We start from the raw sequence: 18547 nt of genomic DNA, 5'->3' as shown, positions 1-18547 counted from the left end.
CAGGGGCGGGGAGGCGCGCATGATCCGCCTCCCGCGCCGCAGGCACAAGCCCCCAGGCCGTCCGCGTGGGGGACAGCCTGGGCGTGCCGTCCTCAGCGCGCGAGGTCCTGGACGAGGGTGAGCGGGCCGGAGCCGTTCATCCGCGCACGGTAGACGCCGAGGCCTTCCATCACCCGCTGGACGTAGTTGCGGGTCTCGTTGAACGGGATCAGCTCGATCCAGTCGAGCACGTCGATCCCCTCGGCACGGGGATCGCCGTAGGTCTGCAGCCATTCCGCGACGCGCGCCGGCCCGGCGTTGTAGGCCGCCACCGCCAGCACGTAGCTGCCGTTGAACCGGGTCAGGAGTTCCGACAGATAGCTGCTGCCGAGCAGGACGTTGTATTCGGGATCGGCGGTCAGGCGCGCGTGGCTGTGCTTGAGGCCGAGCTGGCCAGCCACCTTCTGGGCCGTCGCAGGCATGAGCTGCATCAGCCCGCGGGCGCCGACCGGACTGACAGCCAGAGGGTTGAACACGCTCTCCTGGCGGATGACGGCGAGGACGAGCGCGGGCTCGGGCGGGCCGGCATCGGCGACGGGGATCAGCGGATAGCCGCCCTCGATCATCAGGATCCCGTCCTGCACGGCCTGCTTGGCCACGGTGACCGCGAGGTCGGGCCGGTCGACCTCGAGGGCGAGCCGGGCGACCAGCGCGTACTCCACCGGCGTCTTCGCATTGGAGCCCAGGCGGCGCAGGAACACGGCCAGCGCCTCGGGCTCCGCCTCGATCTGCGCGAGCATGCGCACGACACGGGCGAGCTCGTTGCGCACGAAGGCGCTCGCCGCCTCGGCCGGGACGCCGGGGTCAGAGGCGAGTGCGAAGTTGCCCGACCGTCCCAGCCGGTCGAGGGCGAGCTGTCCGTAAAAGGTCGTGGGATGCTCGGCGGCCAGCGCGTACCAGCGCCGGGCCTCGTCTCCGAGGCGCGCGGCCTCGCTCGCGCGCCCGGCCCAGTAGGCCCCGCGGGAACGGCTGATCGGGCTGCCAACCCCGTCGTAGAGCTTCCGGAAATGAACCAGCGCGTCCGACGGCCGCTCGAGATAGCGCAGGGCGATCCAGCCGGCCAGGAACTCCGCCTCTGCGAAGGGCGCGCCCTCCTTGATGCCGTGCTCCTTCGCCAGGCGGTACGCGACCTTGTAGTCGCCCTTGGCCAGGAGGCGACGTGCCATCACGTGCTGCTCGGTCCACCAGGCCTCGGGCTTTCCGAGGTTGCGCGGCCGGTTCAGCAGCATCTCGACCGCCGCGTCGTCCTGGTCCTTGCGGCGGCGCCAGCGCAGCCGCTCGTAGACGAGGCTGGGATCGTTGCGCAGCTCGGCCGGGACTTTGTCCAGCACCTTGTCGACGCCGGGCCGCAGGTCCTGCAGCGCGAGGCGGGCTTCGACAACGGCGCGCAGGCTCGGCGTCACCAGCGGCAGCAGGCGCTTGGCCGCGGCGTCATCGCCCGCCCAGACCAGCCGGTCGAGCCGCGCCTCGTGGTCGCGCTGCCGCAGGAGTCGGCCGAAGCGCGCCAGCATCTCCTTCTCGTCCTGGGCGTTGAAGCCGCCGGAGACCCAGCGCTCGCGGATCAGCTCGGTCGCGCGGGAATCCTGGCCTTCGTCCAGGAGCGCCTGGGCGTACCGGATGATCCCGGTGCCGGTGACCGGCGGGTGCACGGTGAACCATGCCCTGACCTCGCCAGAGCCGAGGCCGGGCGGCATCGCCATCTCGGCGTTCCGCCGAAGCTGGGGCTGGCCGGGCCAGTCGGGATGCGCGCGGATGAAGTCGGCGATGGTATGGAAGCCGGCGTCGGGCTTCTGGCCCGAGAGCTGCATCCAGGTCAGCACCTTGGCCGGAAGCTGTTCCGTCGCGGTGGACGCGAGACGGTGCGCCTCGCCCCAGCGGCCCGCCTCGGCGGCCTGCACGGCCGCTCGGTAGATGGCGGCGTCGTTCTGCGACAGCGGCCCGGCCGCGGCTGCCGGCAGCGCCGTCGCGCAGGCGATGAGCGCGGCCGTGGCCAGCCGGCGGGCAGTCTTGCCCAGCCATGCGGCGGCGGCTAAGGTGCCCGACCGCGCCATATTCTGGTCCTCACGGAGGTTCTGATGTTCAAGGGGTCCATCGTCGCCCTGCTGACGCCGTTCCGCAACGGTGCGGTCGACGAGAAAGCCTTCCAGTCCTTCGTCGAGTGGCAGATCGCCCAGGGCACGCACGGCCTGGTGCCCTGCGGCACCACCGGTGAGTCGCCGACGCTCAGCCACGATGAGCACATGCGCGTCGTCGCGCTCTGTGTCGAGGCGACCGCCGGGCGCGTCCCCGTGATCGCAGGCACGGGCTCCAACTCGACGGCCGAGGCCGTCGCCCTGACACGGCATGCCAAGCAGGCCGGCGCCGATGCCGCGCTGGTCGTCACGCCGTACTACAACAAGCCCACCCAGGAAGGTCTTTTCCAGCATTACAAGGCAATCCATGACGCGGTGGACATTCCCATAATCATCTACAACATACCCGGCCGCTGCGTGGTCGACATGAGCGTCGCGACCATGGCGCGGCTGGCGAAGCTGCCGAACGTGGTGGGCGTTAAGGATGCCACCGCGGATTTGACCAGACCGTTAAGGACGCGCCTGGAAATCGGAGAGGATTTCTGCCAGCTCTCGGGCGAGGACGCCACCGTCGTGCCGTTCCTGGCCCAGGGAGGTCACGGCTGCATCTCCGTGACGGCCAATGTGGCGCCGGCCCAGTGCGCGGCGCTGCACAATGCCTGGCAGGCCGGCGACATGACGACGGTCGCGCGGCTGCGCGACCAGCTGATGCCGCTGCACGGCGCCCTCTTCGTCGAGACCAGCCCGTCGCCGGTGAAGTACGCGGCCAGCCTGCTGGGCCTGTGCTCGGACGAGGTCCGGCTGCCCATGGTGCCGGTCACGGAGGCAACACGGCCGATCGTGCGCGACGCGATGGTCAAGGCCGGCGTGTTGAACTGAGAACGACGGCGGCTGGGACCATCCGGGACCCGGCCGACACCGTAACCGAGGAAAGCTGACCATGGCGCAGAGCGCGCCGGAGCGCGTGGCGGCGCAGAACCGCCGCGCCCGCTTCGACTATTTCATCGACGACAAGATCGAAGCCGGCATCATCCTGTCCGGGACGGAGGTGAAGAGCCTGCGGTCCGGCCGTGCCAGCATCAACGAGAGCTATGCCGGCGAGCGGGACGGGGAGCTTTACCTCTTCAACGCCTACATCCCGGAGTACCAGCTCGCCGGGAAGTTCTTCCAGCACGAGGTCCGGCGGCCGCGCAAGCTGCTGGTGCACCGGCGCGAGCTCGGCAAGCTGCTCGGGCAGATCCGCCGCGACGGCGTGACCATGATCCCGATGTCGATCTACTTCAACGACCGGGGCATTGCGAAGGTCGAGATCGGCCTCGCCAGGGGCAAGCGCAAGGCCGACAAGCGCGAGACCGAGAAGGAGCGGGACTGGAAGCGCGACAAGGCGCGTCTCATGCGCAATCGGGGCTGAACGGGCCGGGGCTGAACGGGGCGGCGCCGAAAGGCGCGGAGCCGTGCGGGCGCGCCTCGCCCGCGCAGGCGCTGCGCACCTCGGCCAGCAGCGCGTCCATCATCGCCGCTGTCAGGCGTCCGGTCTGCGTGTTCTGGCGCGACGGATGATAACAGCCGAACACGACGAGCCCGCCGATCTCGTGCCGTGCACCGTGAGAGAAGGGATGGCGGCGCGGCGTGGAGCCGAGGCCCCGCAGGACGGATTCGTGGGCGAGCTGGCCGAGCGCAAGCACGACGCGCGGCCCGGTCGCGATCTCCGCCATCAGGAAGCCGCGGCACCGGCGCAGCTCGTCCGGCGTCGGCCGGTTTCCCGGAGGCACGCAGCGCACGGCATTGGTGATCCGCACCGGGACGCCGTTCAGCCCGGCCCGGTCCAGGGCTCCGGCAAGGAAATGTCCGGAGCCTCCGGGCACATCGCCCACGAAGGGCAGGCCCGTCCTGTTGCCGCCCTTGAGCGCGGGCGCCAGCCCCACCACCAGCAGGACCGGACGATCGGCGCCGGCAGACGGCACCGGCGCGTTGTGGAACTCGGGGAAGCGGCACCGGTTCTCCGCGCGGAACGCCGCCAGGCGCGGACAGAGCGGGCAATCGCGCGGCGGCGGCGGCGCGGGATCCGTCACCGGAGGCCGTTCGTCCCGAGGCCGGTGGTCTGGACCGGGGCGGGGGCGGCGGGCGCCGGCGCCGCGGCGGCCTGCTGCGGCTCGCGCGCCGGGTGGACGCGCGCGATGCTGGGCGCGAGATCCTGCAGCTCGATGAAGTTGTCGGCCTGCCGGCGCAGCTCGTCCGCGACCATGGGCGGGTTTGACCGGATGGTGCTGACCACGGAGACGCGCACGCCCTTGCGCTGAACCGCCTCGACCAGACGCCGGAAATCCCCGTCGCCGGAGAAGATCAGGATATGATCGACCCGCTCCGCCATCTCCATCACGTCGATGGCCAGCTCGATGTCCATGTTGCCCTTGATCTTCCTGCGGCCCGTCGCGTCCGTGAACTCCTTGGTCGGCTTGGTGACCATGGTGTACCCGTTGTAGTCCAGCCAGTCGACCAGCGGACGGATCGGCGAGTACTCCTGGTCCTCGATGAGCGCGGTGTAGTAGAAGGCTCGGATGAGCCGCCCCTTCGACGCGAACATCTCCAGCAGGCGCTTGTAGTCGATATCGAAGCCGAGGGAACGGGCGGCCGAATAAAGATTCGCGCCATCAATGAACAGCGCCAAGCGCTCGTTCTGATAGAAAAGCATGCGGTTAACCTATTTCTAAAATGGATTGCGGCCGCTGCCGGGCGGCATTGTGCCTGCAAAGGATTGCGCGGAGAATAGAGGTCTGCTGGGATGCATACAAGTGTGGTTGGCGTCGTGCTGGTTTCGACAGGTCTGGTCGGGGAGGTTGTTGCGTGATCCTGGTGGCCCTCGGTTCCAATCTGCCCACGCCCGGACTGACGGACCCGCGGGAGTCCTGCGAGGCCGCACTCGATCGGCTGTCCGCTTCGGGCGTCGCCGTCTCGGCGCGGTCGCGCTGGTGGCGCACGGCTCCGGTGCCGATCTCGGACCAGCCCTGGTTCTGCAATGGCGTCGTCCGCGTCGAGACCGCACTGCCTCCGGACGCGCTGCTCGCCCTTCTTCACGAGATCGAGGATGGGTTCGGGCGCATCAGGCGCGTGCGCAACGAGGCGCGCGTGATCGACCTGGACCTGCTGGCCTACGATGACAAGGTATTGGAGGGACCGGCCGGGCCGGTCCTGCCGCATCCGCGGCTGCAGGAGCGGGCCTTCGTCCTGCTGCCGCTCGCCGAGGTGGCCCCGGGCTGGCGCCATCCCGTGCTGGACCGCACAGTCGAGCAGATGCTGGCGGCGCTGCCGCCGGGTCAGGCCGCCGAGCCCATGGCGGAGGATCCGCGCTGACGCCGCATTGCCGGCCCGCGACGGGAACCGGCGATGGGATGCTGCACCGCGCAAGATGGAGGGAACCCCCGCTTGTCTGGCCGGGAGCCGCAGCGTATATAAGGAATCTTGCCAAGGAAGTCGGAGTTGGTCAGGCATGGCTCGCGTCACCGTAGAAGATTGCGTCCTTCAGGTCCCGAATCGTTTCGAGCTCGTGATGATGGCGGCGCAGCGCGCCCGTGACGTGGCTGCAGGTGCGTCTCTGACCATCGACCGCGACAACGACAAGAATCCTGTGGTCGCCCTGCGCGAGATCGCCGACGTGACGGTGCCCCTGGACGGGCTTCGCGACGCCCTGGTCCGCGGCCACCAGAAGGTGGTCGAGCAGGACGAGCCCGAGGAGGACATCGTCGAGCTGATGGCCGGCGAGCAGGCCTGGGCGGATACCGGCGCCCGGATGGCCGATGCCGACGGCGACTTCTCCGAGGAGGAGATCGGCGAGGAGGACGATGTCCTGTCGCGCATGGATGGTGCGCCCGGCGCTGCCTTCGAGGGCGAGGAGGGTAACCTCGTCGACCGCGACACCGAAGACGTGGGCAAGGCCTACGGCGACGGGCCGGAGGGTGTGACGGATGCCCTCGACGATCCGGAGGATCGTACCTACGATTGAGGGCAGGGGATGGGCGCGGCGCCGTCCGCGCCCCGCACGGCGTCAATCCCTTGGAGCGGCCTCGGGCCGGGTCGGGTGAGTCCTAGATGATCCGCCAATACGAGCTGGTCGAGCGCGTCAAGGCCTACGACCCGAACGCGGACGAAGACCTCCTGAACCGGGCCTACGTCTTCTCCATGAAGGCGCACGGCTCGCAGATGCGGGCGTCCGGGGATCCCTACTTCTCGCACCCGCTCGAGGTCGCGGGGATCCTCACGCAGCTCAAGCTCGACTCGGCCTCGATCGTGACGGCGCTGCTGCACGATACGGTCGAGGACACGGTCGCGACGCTCGGCGACATCGAGCGGATGTTCGGCACGGATATCGGGCGTCTCGTCGACGGCGTCACGAAGCTGTCGCGCATCGAGCTCCAGAACATCGAATCCCAGACGGACCAGGCCAAGCAGGCGGAGAACTTCCGCAAGCTCGTCCTCGCCATGTCCGAGGACATCCGCGTCCTTCTGGTGAAGCTGGCGGACCGCGTCCACAACATGCGGACGCTGCACTACCTGAAGAACCCCGAGAAGCGGCGGCGGATCGCCCGCGAGACGCTGGAGATCTACGCCCCGCTCGCCGAGCGCATCGGCATCCACCAGTTCAAGGACGAGCTCGAGGACCTGGCCTTCGCGGAGCTGAACCCCGACGGGCGGGACAGTATCCTGGCGCGCCTGGCGCTGCTGCGCAGCGAGGGCGGAGAGCTGGTGGGGCGCATCATCGGCGAGCTGCGTCGCGTCCTGCGCGAGGGCGGGCTTCCCGAGGCCGCGGTGACCGGCCGGGAGAAGACGCCCTATTCGATCTGGCGCAAGATGCAGCGCAAGAGCGTCTCCTTCGAGCAGCTCTCCGACATCATGGCCTTCCGGGTCGCGGTGGCGAATGTCGAGGAGTGCTACCAGGCCCTGGGCATCATGCATGCCCGCTACCCCGTGATCCCGGGCCGGTTCAAGGACTACATCTCGACGCCGAAGCCCAACGGCTACCGCTCGATCCACACGGCGGTGATCGGCCCCGAGCGCCAGCGCGTCGAGGTGCAGATCCGCACGCACGACATGCACGAGGTGGCGGAGCTCGGCGTCGCCGCCCACTGGGCCTACAAGCAGCAGGGCGGCCCGCGGACCGAGGGCCGGCAGTACCGCTGGCTGCGCGAGCTGCTGGACATCCTCGAGCACGCTCAGCGGCCCGAGGAGTTCCTCGAGCACACCAAGCTCGAGCTGTTCCAGGACCAGGTGTTCTGCTTCACGCCGAAGGGCGACCTGATCGCGCTGCCGCGCGGGGCGACACCGGTCGACTTCGCCTATGCCGTGCACAGCCAGGTCGGCGACACCTGCGTCGGGGCCAAGGCGAACGGGCGCATGCTGCCGCTGCGCAGCGAGCTGCAGAACGGCGATCAGGTCGAGATCCTGACCTCCAAGGGCCAGACGCCCTCGCCGGAATGGGAGCGCTTCGTCGTCACCGGCAAGGCGCGGGCGCGGATCCGGCGGTTCATCCGCACCCAGCAGCGCACCCAGTATGTCGAGCTCGGCCGGGCGATGCTGCAGAAGCAATTCCGGCAGGAAGGCTACGACTACGCCGAGAAGGCGCTGGAGAACGTCCTCAAGATCATCCAGCAGCCCAGCGTCGAGGACCTGCTTGCCGCGGTGGGCTCCGGCCTCCAGTCCGCGCGCGAGGTCTTCAACGCCGTCTTCCCCGGCCATAAGACGCCACCCCAGGCCGATCGGGACGAGAAGGTCGTCCCGCTGAACCGCCAGCGCGCGCGCAGCCGCAAGGACAACGCGCTACCCATTCGGGGCCTGATCCCCGGAATGGCCGTGCATTATGCCGGCTGCTGCCATCCGCTGCCGGGCGACCGTATCGTCGGCATCGTCACCACAGGCAAGGGCGTGACGATCCACACCATAGACTGCGAGACGCTCGAGAGCTTCAACGAGATGCCCGAGCGCTGGATCGACGTCGCCTGGGAGGCCGATCCGGAGACCGCCGAGGAGCATGTCGGCCGCATCAACGTGATCATCGCCAACGAGCCCGGCAGCCTCGGCACCCTGTCGACGGTGATCGGCAAGAACGGTGGCAACATCAGCAACCTGAAGATCACGAGCCGCTCGCGCGACTTCTTCGAGATGATCATCGACATCGAAGTGGCCAGCGTGAAGCACCTGACGAACATCATCGCGGCCCTTCGCGCGACCCCGGTGATCAATGCGGTCGACCGGGCCCGCGGCGGCTGACGCGGGGTATCCGGCATGGCCAGAAAGCTGCGTCTGGGCGTCAACATCGACCATGTCGCGACCGTGCGGAACGCGCGCGGGGGCCCTCATCCGGACCCGATCCGCGCGGCCCTCGCCGCAGCGGACGCGGGTGCGGACGGGATCACTGCCCATCTGCGCGAGGATCGCCGTCACATCCTTGATGATGACATCGCGCGACTCTCCGCCGAGATTGCGCTGCCGCTGAACTTCGAGATGGCCGCGACCGAGGAGATGGTCGCCATCGCGCTGCGCCACCGTCCGCACGCGGCCTGCATCGTGCCGGAGAAGCGGACCGAGCGGACCACCGAAGGCGGGCTGGACGTCGCCGGCCAGCGCGAGGCGCTGCGGCCGCTGGTCGCGCGGCTCGGAGACGCCGGCATCAGGGTTTCCATGTTCGTGAACCCCGATCCCGCCCAGCTCGACGCATCGCGGGCCATCGGCGCGCCGGTCGTCGAACTGCACACCGGCGCGTACTGCGATGCCGAGGACCCCGCCCTGCGTCTGCGGGAACTCGATCGCATCCGGGCGGCGGCCCGACATGCCGAGGAGATCGGGCTGGAATGTCATGCCGGCCACGGCCTGTCATATGAGACAGTCGGCGTGGTGGCTGCGATTCCGACCGTGGTCGAGCTGAACATCGGCCATTTCCTGGTGGGCGAGGCCATCTTCCTGGGCCTCGATGCCGCCATTCGCCGCATGCGGGCGCTGATGGAAGAGGCGCGCGCCGGCGGGGCGGGCCGATGATCCTCGGGCTCGGAAACGACCTCGTCGACATCCGGCGGATCGAGCGGACGCTCGACCGTTTCGGCGGGCGCTTCATCGAGCGCGTCTTCACCGAGACCGAGCGCGCAAAGGCCGAGGGACGGCAGGGCGAGGCGCACCGGGCGCGCGCCGCGACCTACGCAAAGCGTTTCGCCGCGAAGGAGGCCTGTGCCAAGGCGCTCGGAACGGGCTTGCGCCGCGGGGTCTTCTGGCGCGATATGGGCGTCGTGAACCTGCCGGGCGGCCGCCCGACCCTCAGGCTCACGGGCGGGGCGCTGGCGCGCCTGCAGGCGATCACGCCGGCCGGCATGGAGCCCGTGATCCACCTGACGCTGACCGATGAGTACCCGCTCGCCGAGGCGGTCGTGATCATTTCCGCGGTCCCGGCCGCGGCTCCGCAAACCTGAAGCCTGGACCGGGCCTGATGACCGATCTTTCCCGCAAGCAGTCGACCGCAGCCAAGAAGAAGGGCGAATCCTTCGGGGAGACAGTCCGGACGCTGTTCTGGGCGATTCTGATCGCGCTCGGCGTGCGGACCTTCGCCTTCGAGCCCTTCAACATCCCCTCGGGCTCGATGATCCCCACGCTGCTGGTGGGCGACTACCTGTTCGTCTCGAAGTTCTCCTACGGCTACAGCCGCTACACCGTGGCCTTCGGCCTGCCGATCTTCGACGGGCGGATCCTGGGCTCGGAGCCCGAGCGCGGCGACATCGCGGTGTTCAAGCTGCCGCTGGACGGAAAGACCGACTACATCAAGCGCATCATCGGCCTGCCGGGCGACCGGATCCAGGTGACCGGCGGCATTCTGCACATCAACGGGCAGCCGGTGAAGCGCGAGCGGGTCGAGGACTTCGTCTACACGGACAAGGGCCGCACCATCCGGACGGCGCAGTTCGTCGAGACGCTGCCGAACGGCCGGACCCACCGCATCATCGAGGAAAGCGACTTCGGCTTCGCCGACAACACACGCGAATTCACCGTCCCGCCGGGACATTATTTCGCCATGGGCGACAACCGCGACAACTCCACGGACAGCCGCTTCCCCGATGTCGGGTTCGTTCCGGCGGAGAATCTGGTGGGCCGGGCCGAGGTGATCTTCCTGTCCCTCGACAACGAGACCCCGTTCTGGCAGCTCTGGCGCGTCCCGTTCGAGACCCGGTACTCGCGCCTGTTCGACGCGGTGCGATGAGCGACCTCGACGCCTTGGCCGAACGGCTCGGGCACAGCTTCTCGCGCCCGGCGCTGCTGGCCGACGCCGTCACCCATCCGAGCCTCGCCGGCAACAGGAAGGGCCGCAGCGCTGGCGGCGACGGCACCGCCTACGAGCGGTTGGAGTTCCTGGGCGACCGGGTGCTTGGCCTCGTGGTGGCGGCGTGGCTGTTGGAGCGGCATCCCAGCGAGCGCGAGGGCGACCTTGCGAAGCGTCATGCGGCGCTCGTCCGGCGCGAGGCGCTGGGCGCCGTCGCGCGCGGCCTGGAGCTCGGGAGCTTCATGCGCCTCTCCGCCGGAGAAGAGGAGCAGGGCGGCCGGGACAACGGCGCGATCCTTGCCGACTGCTGCGAGGCCGTGATCGGAGCCCTCTTCCTGGATGGCGGCCTGCCCGCGGCGGAAGCGATGATCCGGCACCGTTGGGCGCCACTAATGGACGATGACGGGCACGGCGCGCCGCCCCAGGACCCCAAGACCGCGTTGCAGGAATGGGCGCAGGGCCGCGGCAAGCCGTTGCCTCTCTACGAGACCATCGGCCAGAGCGGCCCCGACCACGATCCCCGGTTCGAGGTGCGCGTCGTGGTCGATGGGCTCGAGCCGGCAACCGCCCGGGCGGGTTCCAAGCGCGCCGCCGAGAAGGCGGCAGCCACGGCCCTGTTGCGGCGTATCAGGACACAGAACGATGCTTGAAGACCAGGACGACCGGCCCGAGGCGGACGACGATCGCGATCGCGATCATGATCCCGATGCCGTGGGCCCTGCGGATAACGCCGGCGAGGCGGTGGCCGAGCCGGAGAACCCGCGCGCGGGGTTCGTCGCGCTGGTCGGCGCGCCCAATGCCGGGAAGTCGACGCTGCTGAATGCGCTGGTCGGCGCGAAGGTATCCATCGTCAGCCCGAAAGTGCAGACGACCCGCGCGCGCGTGCTCGGCATCGTCATCGAAGGTGACAGCCAGATCGTGTTCGTCGACACGCCGGGCATTTTCGAGCCGCGCAAACGGCTGGAGCGCGCCATGGTCGCCGCCGCCTGGAAGGGCGCCGAGGATGCGGACGAGATCCTGGTGCTGGTGGACAGCTCGCGCCGGGGCGGGATCGACGACAACACGCGCGCGATCGTGGCGCGGCTGAAGGAGACCGGCCGGAAGGCGCTGGCCGCCCTGACCAAGGTCGACCTGATCCGGCGCGACCGGCTGCTGGGGCTCGCCGCCGAGCTGGACGCCGAGGGTGTGTTCACGGAGATCTTCATGATCTCCGCGGTCACCGCGGACGGCATGGAGGGACTGCGGAAAGCGCTCGCTGCCCGCATGCCTGCCGGACCCTGGCTCTATCCCGCGGATCAGATCTCCGACATGCCCATGAGGCTGATCGCGGCGGAGATCGTGCGCGAGAAGCTGTTCCTGCAGCTTCACGAGGAGCTCCCCTATTCAGCCACCGTCGAGACCGAGACCTGGGAGGAGTTCCAGGACGGCAGCGTGCGCATCGGCTGCCAGATCACCGTCCGGCGAGAGGGGCAGCGCGCGATCGTGCTGGGCAAGGGCGGCACGCGGATCAAGAGCCTGGGCCTTGCGGCGCGCAAGGAGCTCGAGGAGTTCCTAGAGCGCCGCGTGCATCTGAAGCTGCACGTGCGCGTGCGCGAGGACTGGGCCGAGAATCCCGAGCACTACAAGCCCTGGGGGCTCGACTTCAACGCCTGAGGCCGGGGACCGAGGCCGGGTCGCTCCGGTGGTCTCGCCGCCGTTTCAGCCCGACGCCTCGGCGAACGCTCCGGCGATCAGGGCCGCGGCCGCGTCCGGCGCGAGCGGCCGACCGAACAGGTAGCCCTGGCCCCAGCGCGCCGGAAGCGCGCGCAGGAAGTCCACCTCGGCTTCCTTCTCAATGCCCTCGGCCACCACGTCCATGCGCAGCGTCCGGGCGAGCGTCCCGATGACGCGGACGATCTCGGCGCCCTGGCCGCCGCCGAGGATCCCGCGGGTGAAGCTCCTGTCGATCTTCAAGGTGTCCAAGGGGAAGCGGCTGAGATAGCTCAGGGAGGAATATCCCGTGCCGAAGTCGTCGAGGGACAGGTGCAGCCCCAGCGCCTTCAGGCGCAGCATGACGTCCTCGGAGCGCCGCGGATCCTCCATCAGCAGGCTCTCCGTGATCTCCAGCTTGATCGCCGAGGGCTCGATCCCGGGATGGCGCTCCAGGACCGTCTCCAGCGCACGCACGAGATCGTCGTCCCGGAACTGCTTCCCCGAGACGTTCACGCTCATGAAGAGGGGGCGCCCCGGATGCGCCGCCACCCAGGCCTCGAGCTGCCGGGCCGCCTCCTCGGCGACCCAGCGGCCCATGGGCACGATCAGCCCCGTCTCCTCGGCGACGGGGATGAACTCGCTGGGCGGGATCATCCCGCGCTCGGGGTGCGCCCATCGCGTCAGCGCCTCGAAGCCGGCAAGGGCCCCCGTCTGGAGATCGATGATCGGCTGGTAGTGCAGCATCAGCTCGCCGCGGTCCAGCGCGGCCCGGAGGTCCGCCTCGATGCGGAGATGCCGGACGGCACGCTCGCGCAGCTGCTCGTCATAGACCTCGACGCGGTTGCGGCCCGCCGTCTTGGCCCGGTACATGGCCAGGCTGGCGTCGCGCAGCATGTCGTCGGCATCCTCGTAGCCCGAGCTCGACAGCGCGATCCCGACGGATGCCGTCAGCACGACCTCGCCCCGGCCGATGCGGATCGGCTGGGCGATGGCGCGGGCGATCGCGGCCGCGATTCCGATCGCCCCGGCGGTGTCCGTGACATCCTCGACCAGAAGCGCGAACTCGTCGGCCGAGATGCGCGCCACGGTGTCGCTGGGCTTGCGCTCCTTTTCGATGCGCGCCGCCATGGTCATCAGCACGCTGTCGCCCTCGATGGGGCCCAGGCTCTCGTTGATGGCCTTGAAGCGATCGAGGTCCACCAGCAGCACGGCAAAGGGCTCGTTGCGGCCGCCACGGCGGCGCGCCAGCGCCTGGCCTATGCGGTCGACGAGCAGGTTCCGGTTCGCGAGCCCCGTCAGGCCGTCGTGGAAGGCATCGAACAGCAGCTGCCGCTCCGCCCGCTTGCGGGCGGTGATGTCGGTCAGCGACCCGGCCATGCGGACTGCGCGGCCGTCGGGATCCCGCACGGCGAGGCCGCGCGCCTGGAACCACAGCTCCGCCCCGTCGGCGTGGCGCATCCGGAATTCCTGTTCCAGATGGTCGCTGCCGCCCTGGAGGTGGACGTCGATTGCCGTCCTCAGCGTCGGCAGGTCTTCCGAGATCACGCGGCTGAACCAGTCATCGATCGAGCGGCAGGCATCGGCTTCGGCGATGCCCAGCATCTGGTGCCAGCGCGGGGAGAAATAGGCCTCCTCCGTGACCAGGTTCCAGTCCCACAGTCCGTCGTTGGCGCCGCGCGCGGCGAGCGCGTAGCGCTCCTCGCTGCGGCGCAGCTCGGCCTCGGCGGTCTTGCGGTCCGTGATGTCGCTCTGCGATCCGACGACGCGCTTGGGCTCGCCGAAGTCGTCCAGCACCGCGATGCCGCGGCATAGCATCCAGCGAACGCCGCCTGCGGCATCGTGCATGCGGTATTCGAGGTGAAAGGCGCGGCCTCCGCCGCCGACCTGCGCGTCCAGCGTGGCCTGCAGCCAGACCATGTCCTCGGGATGGACGCGCGAGAACCATTCGTCGGGCGAATTCCCGACCTTGGCATCGCTCAGGCCCAGCAGCGCCTTCCAGCGCGGCGAGTAGTAGATCGTGTCCTTGGCGAGATCCCAGTCGAACAGCCCGTCATTCGCGGCCGCGGCGGCCAGGGCATAGCGCTCCTCGGAGAGCCGCAGCGCCTCCTCGGCGGTCTTGCGTTCCGTGATGTCGGCGACGGAGCCCACGAGCCGGACCGGCCTGCCGTCGGCGCCCGGAACGGCGACCCCGCGGCACAGCAGCCAGCGCCAGCCGTCCGCGCCGTGACGGACCCTGTGCTCCAGGTGGAACGGGGCGGACCGGACTCCAAGCTGTCCCCTCAGGACCGCATAGAGCCATTCGAGATCGTCGGGATGCACGCGGTCGAGCCATTGCTCGGGGCCCGCCTCGCCCTCCTTGCTGGAGAGCCCAAGGAAATGCAGGAGACGCGCCGAATAGAAAATTCGGTCCGTCTGAAGGTCCCAGTCCCAGAGCGCTTCGTTGCTGGCCCGGACCGCAAGTTCGTACCGATCGGGAACCACCGTCACCAGGACCTCGGGAGATCCGGGATCCTTGCGATCCCAGCATTTGTTACAATAAGGCCGTAATCGGGAATTGCAATGAGGTCTCTCAGCATTTTCCGTGCGCGTGTGCGGGAACAATGATAGAACATCGCTATGGAATGGAGTGACCGCGCGATCGTGCTCTCGGCCCGCCCACATGGCGAGGGAGCGGCCGTGGCGACCCTGCTGACCCGGGAGCGCGGGCGGCATGCGGGGCTGGTGCAGGGCGCGCGGACGGCGCGCCAGCGCGGCGTGCTGGAGACCGGGAACGCGGTCGCCGCCCGCTGGCGTGCCCGGCTGCCCGAGCATCTCGGGACCTACGCGCTCGAGCTCGATCGCAGCGTGGCAGCCGGGCTGCTCGACGATCCGCTGCGCCTCGCGGCGCTCGTCTCGGCCTGCGCCCTGACTGAGGCCGCTCTGCCCGAGCGGGAGCCGCATCCGGCGGCGTTCGAGGGGCTTTCGGCGCTGCTCGAGAACCTTGATTCGCCGTTCTGGGATGCGATCTACGTCCGATGGGAGCTGGGCCTGCTGCAGGAGCTGGGCTTCGGCCTGGATCTCAGCTGCTGCGCAGCGACTGGCCGGAACGATGCGCTCGCCTATGTCAGTCCACGGACCGGCCGGGCGGTGTCGCTGTCGGCCGGCGAGGCGTACCGCGACCGCCTGCTGCCGCTGCCGGGCTTCCTCGTAGGCGATGGCGAGGCCGATCCGGATTCCGTCCTGCGCGGCCTCGAACTGGCCGGCCATTTCCTGGAGCGCCTCGCGCTGTCGGCGGGCGATGCCGGCATGCCGTCCGCCCGCACGCGTTTCGTCGAACGTTATCGCAAGCTAACCGCAAGATCCGGTAAAACACTGGTATGACCGAACCTGCCCTCGACATCATCGACAAGCCGCTCTCCGAGGCCCTGGGCGAGCGCTACCTGTCCTACGCCCTCAGCACCATCATGGCGCGCTCGCTGCCGGACGTCCGGGACGGGCTGAAGCCCGTGCATCGGCGCCTGCTCTACGCCATGAGCGAGCTGCGGCTCGATCCAACGACGCCGCCCAAGAAGTGCGCCCGCGTCGTCGGCGACGTGATCGGCCGGTACCATCCGCATGGCGACGTCGCTGTCTACGAGGCGCTGGTCCGCCTCGCCCAGGACTTCGCGGTGCGCTACCGCCTGATCGACGGACAGGGAAACTTCGGCAACATCGACGGCGACAATGCCGCGGCCATGCGGTACACGGAGGCCCGGCTGACCGCCGTGGCCCAGGTGCTACTCGACGGGATCGAGGAGGACGCGGTCGATTTCCGCGCCACCTACGACGGCGACGGGCACGAGCCAGTGGTCCTGCCGGCGGCGTTCCCGAACCTGCTGGCCAATGGCGCGTCGGGCATCGCGGTCGGCATGGCGACCTCGATTCCGCCGCACAACGTGGACGAAGTCTGCGAGGCCGCCATTCACCTGATCGGCCATCCAGACGCGTCGGTCGAGGATCTCGTCAAGCTCGTCCCCGGTCCCGATTTTCCGACCGGCGGCACGCTGGTCGAGCCGCGCGAGAGCGTTCTTGAGGCTTATCGGACCGGCCGCGGTGCTTTCCGCCTTCGCGCCCGGTGGAGCGTCGAGAAGCTCGGTCAGGGGACTTGGCAGATCGTCGTCTCCGAGATCCCATACCAGGTGCAGAAGGGGCGGCTGATCGAGCGCATCGCCGAGCTGCTGACCGCTCGCAAGCTGATGCTGCTGGAGGACGTGCGGGACGAGTCGGCCGAGGACATCCGTCTGGTCCTGGTGCCCAAGAGCCGCAACGTCGATCCCGACGTCCTGATGGAAAGCCTGTTCAAGGCGACGGACCTGGAGGTCCGGATCCCTTTGAACATGAACGTCCTCGGGAAGGACAACGTCCCGCGCGTGATGAACCTGCGCGAGGTCCTGCGGGCCTTCCTGGACCACCAGCACGAGGTGCTGGAGCGCCGTTCGCGCCATCGGCTCGGGAAGATCGAGCACCGGCTGGAGGTGCTGGCGGGCTATCTGATCGCCTATCTGAACCTGGACGAGGTCATCCGCATCATCCGCGAGGAGGATGAGCCCAAGGCCCAGCTGATGCGAGCCTTCGGACTGACGGACGTGCAGGCCGAGGCGATCCTGAACATGCGGCTGCGCTCGCTGCGCAAGCTCGAGGAGATGGAGATCCGCAAGGAGCACGACGAGCTCTCGAAGCAGCGTGCTGACCTTCTGGAGCTTCTCGGCGACGAGCGCCGGCGCTGGAAGGCGATCGCGAAGCAGATCCAGGACATCCGCAAGCGTTTCGGCAAGACGCAGGATCTCGGCCGCAGGCGCACCGATATCGGTGATGCGCCCTCCGCCGTGGTGATCCCGCTGGAGGCCATGGTCGAGCGCGAGCCGCTGACCGTGATCTGCTCGGAGAAGGGCTGGATCCGCACGGTCCGCGGTCACCTCGCCGACTTCTCCGAGATCAAGTACAAGGAGGGTGATGCCGCGCGATTCGTCTTCCATGCGGAGACGACGGACAAGCTGCTCCTGGTCGCGGATACCGGGCGGTTCTATACGATCCCGGCCGACCGCCTGCCCAAGGGCCGGGGCTTCGGCGAGCCGCTGCGCCTGATGGTCGATCTAGCCAACGACGCGGACGTCGCGGCCATCTTCCCGCACCAGGCCGGCCGTCGGCTGCTGGTCGCTTCGACGGACGGGCGCGGGTTCCTGGTGGACGAGGACGAGGTCGTCGCCCAGACGCGGGCGGGGAAGCAGGTCATGACGCCGTCGGATGGGGCGAAGCTGAAGGTCTGCGTGCCGGCCGAGGGCGACCATGTGGCGGTGATCGGCAACAACCGCAAGCTGCTGGTGTTCCCGCTGGAGCAGGTGCCGCCCATGGCCCGCGGCCGCGGCGTCATCCTGCAGAAGTACCAGGGGGGCAGCCTGTCCGACGTGCGCGTCTTCGCGTGGTCGCAGGGCCTGAGCTGGCGCATCGGCGAGCGCACGCGGACCGAGACCGACATGGCGCCGTGGCGCGGCGACCGGGCGCAGGCCGGCAAAATTCCACCGAACGGCTTCCCGAAGGACAACCGCTTCGGCTGATGACCTGCGGCTCGGGTTGAGGCGTCAAAACCTCTGCTTGAGTCGAAGGAGGAGGCGGCTCGGCTTTGCGCTGATGCGCAGGGTCGCGTCGTTGGCGAAGCGGATCCGCCCGTCGATCTGGCCGTTCTCGCCGATCAGGCCGAGACGGCCGTATTCCACGAGGACCCCGGGATAGGCCCGCGGGTCCTCTGGCGCCCAGCCGGAATGGTCCCGTCTCGGCGGAACGCTGAACCACTCCGGCTGCGGATCCGTGAGGTCCAGCCTCATGCCGTCCGCAAGGGCGGCCTCGGTGCCGCTGGCGACGAAGGCGGCAATCGCGAGTGGCAGGGTGATCGGGCGCACGGACCAACTCTCCGGACTTGCGGCGGCTCAAATCTCGCCGATTACAGATGTAACGCCGCGCCGGAATCGCCGTTCCCGCAATGGAATGGAAGCTTCGGAGGAAGCGCTGCGGGAAGGTGGTAGCCGCCGAGCGCTCCTCCTCAATGTGCCTTCCACAGGGGGGATGCCCGCAGGCCGGGTTCCGATCGAGCCGTCCTCCAGTTACCGCCAAGACGAGCCGCAGCAAGTGACGTGGGCCGCAGCATGCGCGTCGCCGCAGTGTGCATTCGGATTGGTCCGGCAATTTGGCTGGCGCCGTGCGGTCCTTTGAGGGATCCTTTCAACCACAGGCGAGGAGGGCTGCCCTGCGGGGCGGTCCGCACAGGAAGAATACGCCGCGGGGAGGAGCCCTTCGCACCACAGCACCGGGCCATGGCCTTCACGCCGGGAATCTGGCCTCCTTCCGAAGGCTTTCCGGCGATGGCATGCGGCGTGGTCGTCGGTTCTGCACGGACGCTCGTCCTCGCTCTCCTAAACAATTCCCGTCATGGAGAGCC

Annotated in this window: 16 protein-coding genes and 1 pseudogene; 12 read left to right on the top strand and 5 right to left on the bottom strand. The window is 69.0% G+C overall.

The genetic code is table 11. The features are described 5' to 3' along the window. Positions 1-92: 92 nt before the first annotated feature. Complete coding sequence (locus JUB13_RS11880) at positions 93-2090, bottom strand: lytic transglycosylase domain-containing protein (protein ID WP_207479005.1); 1998 nt, start codon at positions 2088-2090, stop codon at positions 93-95. A 24-nt stretch (positions 2091-2114) separates the two neighbouring features. Between JUB13_RS11880 and dapA the strand changes: the two genes are divergently transcribed. Together dapA and smpB are read left to right on the top strand one after the other, a co-directional pair. Beyond that, positions 2115-2990 (top strand): 4-hydroxy-tetrahydrodipicolinate synthase, encoded by an 876-nt coding sequence (gene dapA, locus JUB13_RS11875; protein WP_207479004.1) that lies wholly within the window; start codon positions 2115-2117, stop codon positions 2988-2990. 61 nt (positions 2991-3051) lie between these two features. Then, positions 3052-3522 carry an SsrA-binding protein SmpB gene (gene smpB / locus JUB13_RS11870; protein ID WP_207479003.1) on the top strand — a complete coding sequence of 157 codons (471 nt, stop codon included), beginning with the start codon at positions 3052-3054 and terminating at the stop codon, positions 3520-3522. Here the strand turns inward: smpB and JUB13_RS11865 are convergent. Together JUB13_RS11865 and JUB13_RS11860 are read right to left on the bottom strand one after the other, a co-directional pair. Continuing rightward, complete coding sequence (locus tag JUB13_RS11865; protein WP_207479002.1) at positions 3503-4183, bottom strand: uracil-DNA glycosylase family protein; 681 nt, start codon at positions 4181-4183, stop codon at positions 3503-3505. The genes smpB and JUB13_RS11865 overlap by 20 nt on opposite strands. Further along, entirely contained in the window at positions 4180-4803 is a 624-nt protein-coding gene (locus JUB13_RS11860) for a LabA-like NYN domain-containing protein (protein ID WP_207479001.1), read from the bottom strand. Before JUB13_RS11860 ends, JUB13_RS11865 begins: the two co-directional genes overlap by 4 nt. 152 nt (positions 4804-4955) lie before the next feature. Between JUB13_RS11860 and folK the strand changes: the two genes are divergently transcribed. From folK to era, 8 genes and pseudogenes are all read left to right on the top strand, one after another. Further along, positions 4956-5462, top strand: a complete 507-nt coding sequence (gene folK / locus JUB13_RS11855) for a 2-amino-4-hydroxy-6-hydroxymethyldihydropteridine diphosphokinase (RefSeq protein WP_207479000.1) — start codon at positions 4956-4958, stop codon at positions 5460-5462. Positions 5463-5598: 136 nt separating this feature from the next. Then, positions 5599-6006: pseudogene (gene rpoZ / locus JUB13_RS32200) on the top strand (DNA-directed RNA polymerase subunit omega); the annotation flags it as partial. Between the two features lie 191 nt (positions 6007-6197). Next, complete coding sequence (locus tag JUB13_RS11845) at positions 6198-8372, top strand: RelA/SpoT family protein (protein ID WP_207478998.1); 2175 nt, start codon at positions 6198-6200, stop codon at positions 8370-8372. A 15-nt stretch (positions 8373-8387) separates the two neighbouring features. Then, on the top strand, positions 8388-9137 hold the full coding sequence (locus JUB13_RS11840) for a pyridoxine 5'-phosphate synthase (protein WP_207478997.1): 750 nt from the start codon (positions 8388-8390) through the stop codon (positions 9135-9137). Further along, complete coding sequence (gene acpS, locus JUB13_RS11835) at positions 9134-9562, top strand: holo-ACP synthase (RefSeq protein ID WP_207478996.1); 429 nt, start codon at positions 9134-9136, stop codon at positions 9560-9562. Before JUB13_RS11840 ends, acpS begins: the two co-directional genes overlap by 4 nt. Before the next feature lie 17 nt (positions 9563-9579). Further along, entirely contained in the window at positions 9580-10344 is a 765-nt protein-coding gene (gene lepB / locus JUB13_RS11830) for a signal peptidase I (protein WP_207478995.1), read from the top strand. Next, positions 10341-11054 carry a ribonuclease III gene (gene rnc / locus JUB13_RS11825; RefSeq protein WP_207478994.1) on the top strand — a complete coding sequence of 238 codons (714 nt, stop codon included), beginning with the start codon at positions 10341-10343 and terminating at the stop codon, positions 11052-11054. Before lepB ends, rnc begins: the two co-directional genes overlap by 4 nt. Further along, positions 11047-12057 carry a GTPase Era gene (gene era / locus JUB13_RS11820; protein WP_207478993.1) on the top strand — a complete coding sequence of 337 codons (1011 nt, stop codon included), beginning with the start codon at positions 11047-11049 and terminating at the stop codon, positions 12055-12057. Before rnc ends, era begins: the two co-directional genes overlap by 8 nt. Before the next feature lie 45 nt (positions 12058-12102). Here era and JUB13_RS11815 read toward each other — a convergent pair whose 3' ends face one another. Next, a complete protein-coding gene (locus JUB13_RS11815; protein ID WP_207478992.1) occupies positions 12103-14583 on the bottom strand; it encodes a sensor domain-containing protein in 2481 nt (826 codons plus the stop codon). Between the two features lie 129 nt (positions 14584-14712). Between JUB13_RS11815 and recO the strand changes: the two genes are divergently transcribed. Beyond that, complete coding sequence (gene recO, locus JUB13_RS11810; protein ID WP_207478991.1) at positions 14713-15456, top strand: DNA repair protein RecO; 744 nt, start codon at positions 14713-14715, stop codon at positions 15454-15456. Next, entirely contained in the window at positions 15453-17669 is a 2217-nt protein-coding gene (gene parC / locus JUB13_RS11805) for a DNA topoisomerase IV subunit A (RefSeq protein WP_207478990.1), read from the top strand. Before recO ends, parC begins: the two co-directional genes overlap by 4 nt. Positions 17670-17693: 24 nt before the next feature. Here the strand turns inward: parC and JUB13_RS11800 are convergent, their stop codons facing one another. Further along, positions 17694-18011, bottom strand: coding sequence for a hypothetical protein (locus JUB13_RS11800; RefSeq protein WP_207478989.1), 318 nt, complete (start codon positions 18009-18011; stop codon positions 17694-17696). Positions 18012-18547: the final 536 nt, after the last annotated feature.

The organism is Arenibaculum pallidiluteum, from assembly GCF_017355985.1.
Classification (GTDB): domain Bacteria; phylum Pseudomonadota; class Alphaproteobacteria; order Azospirillales; family Azospirillaceae; genus Arenibaculum; species Arenibaculum pallidiluteum.
This window is presented reverse-complemented; position numbering and strand designations above follow the sequence as displayed.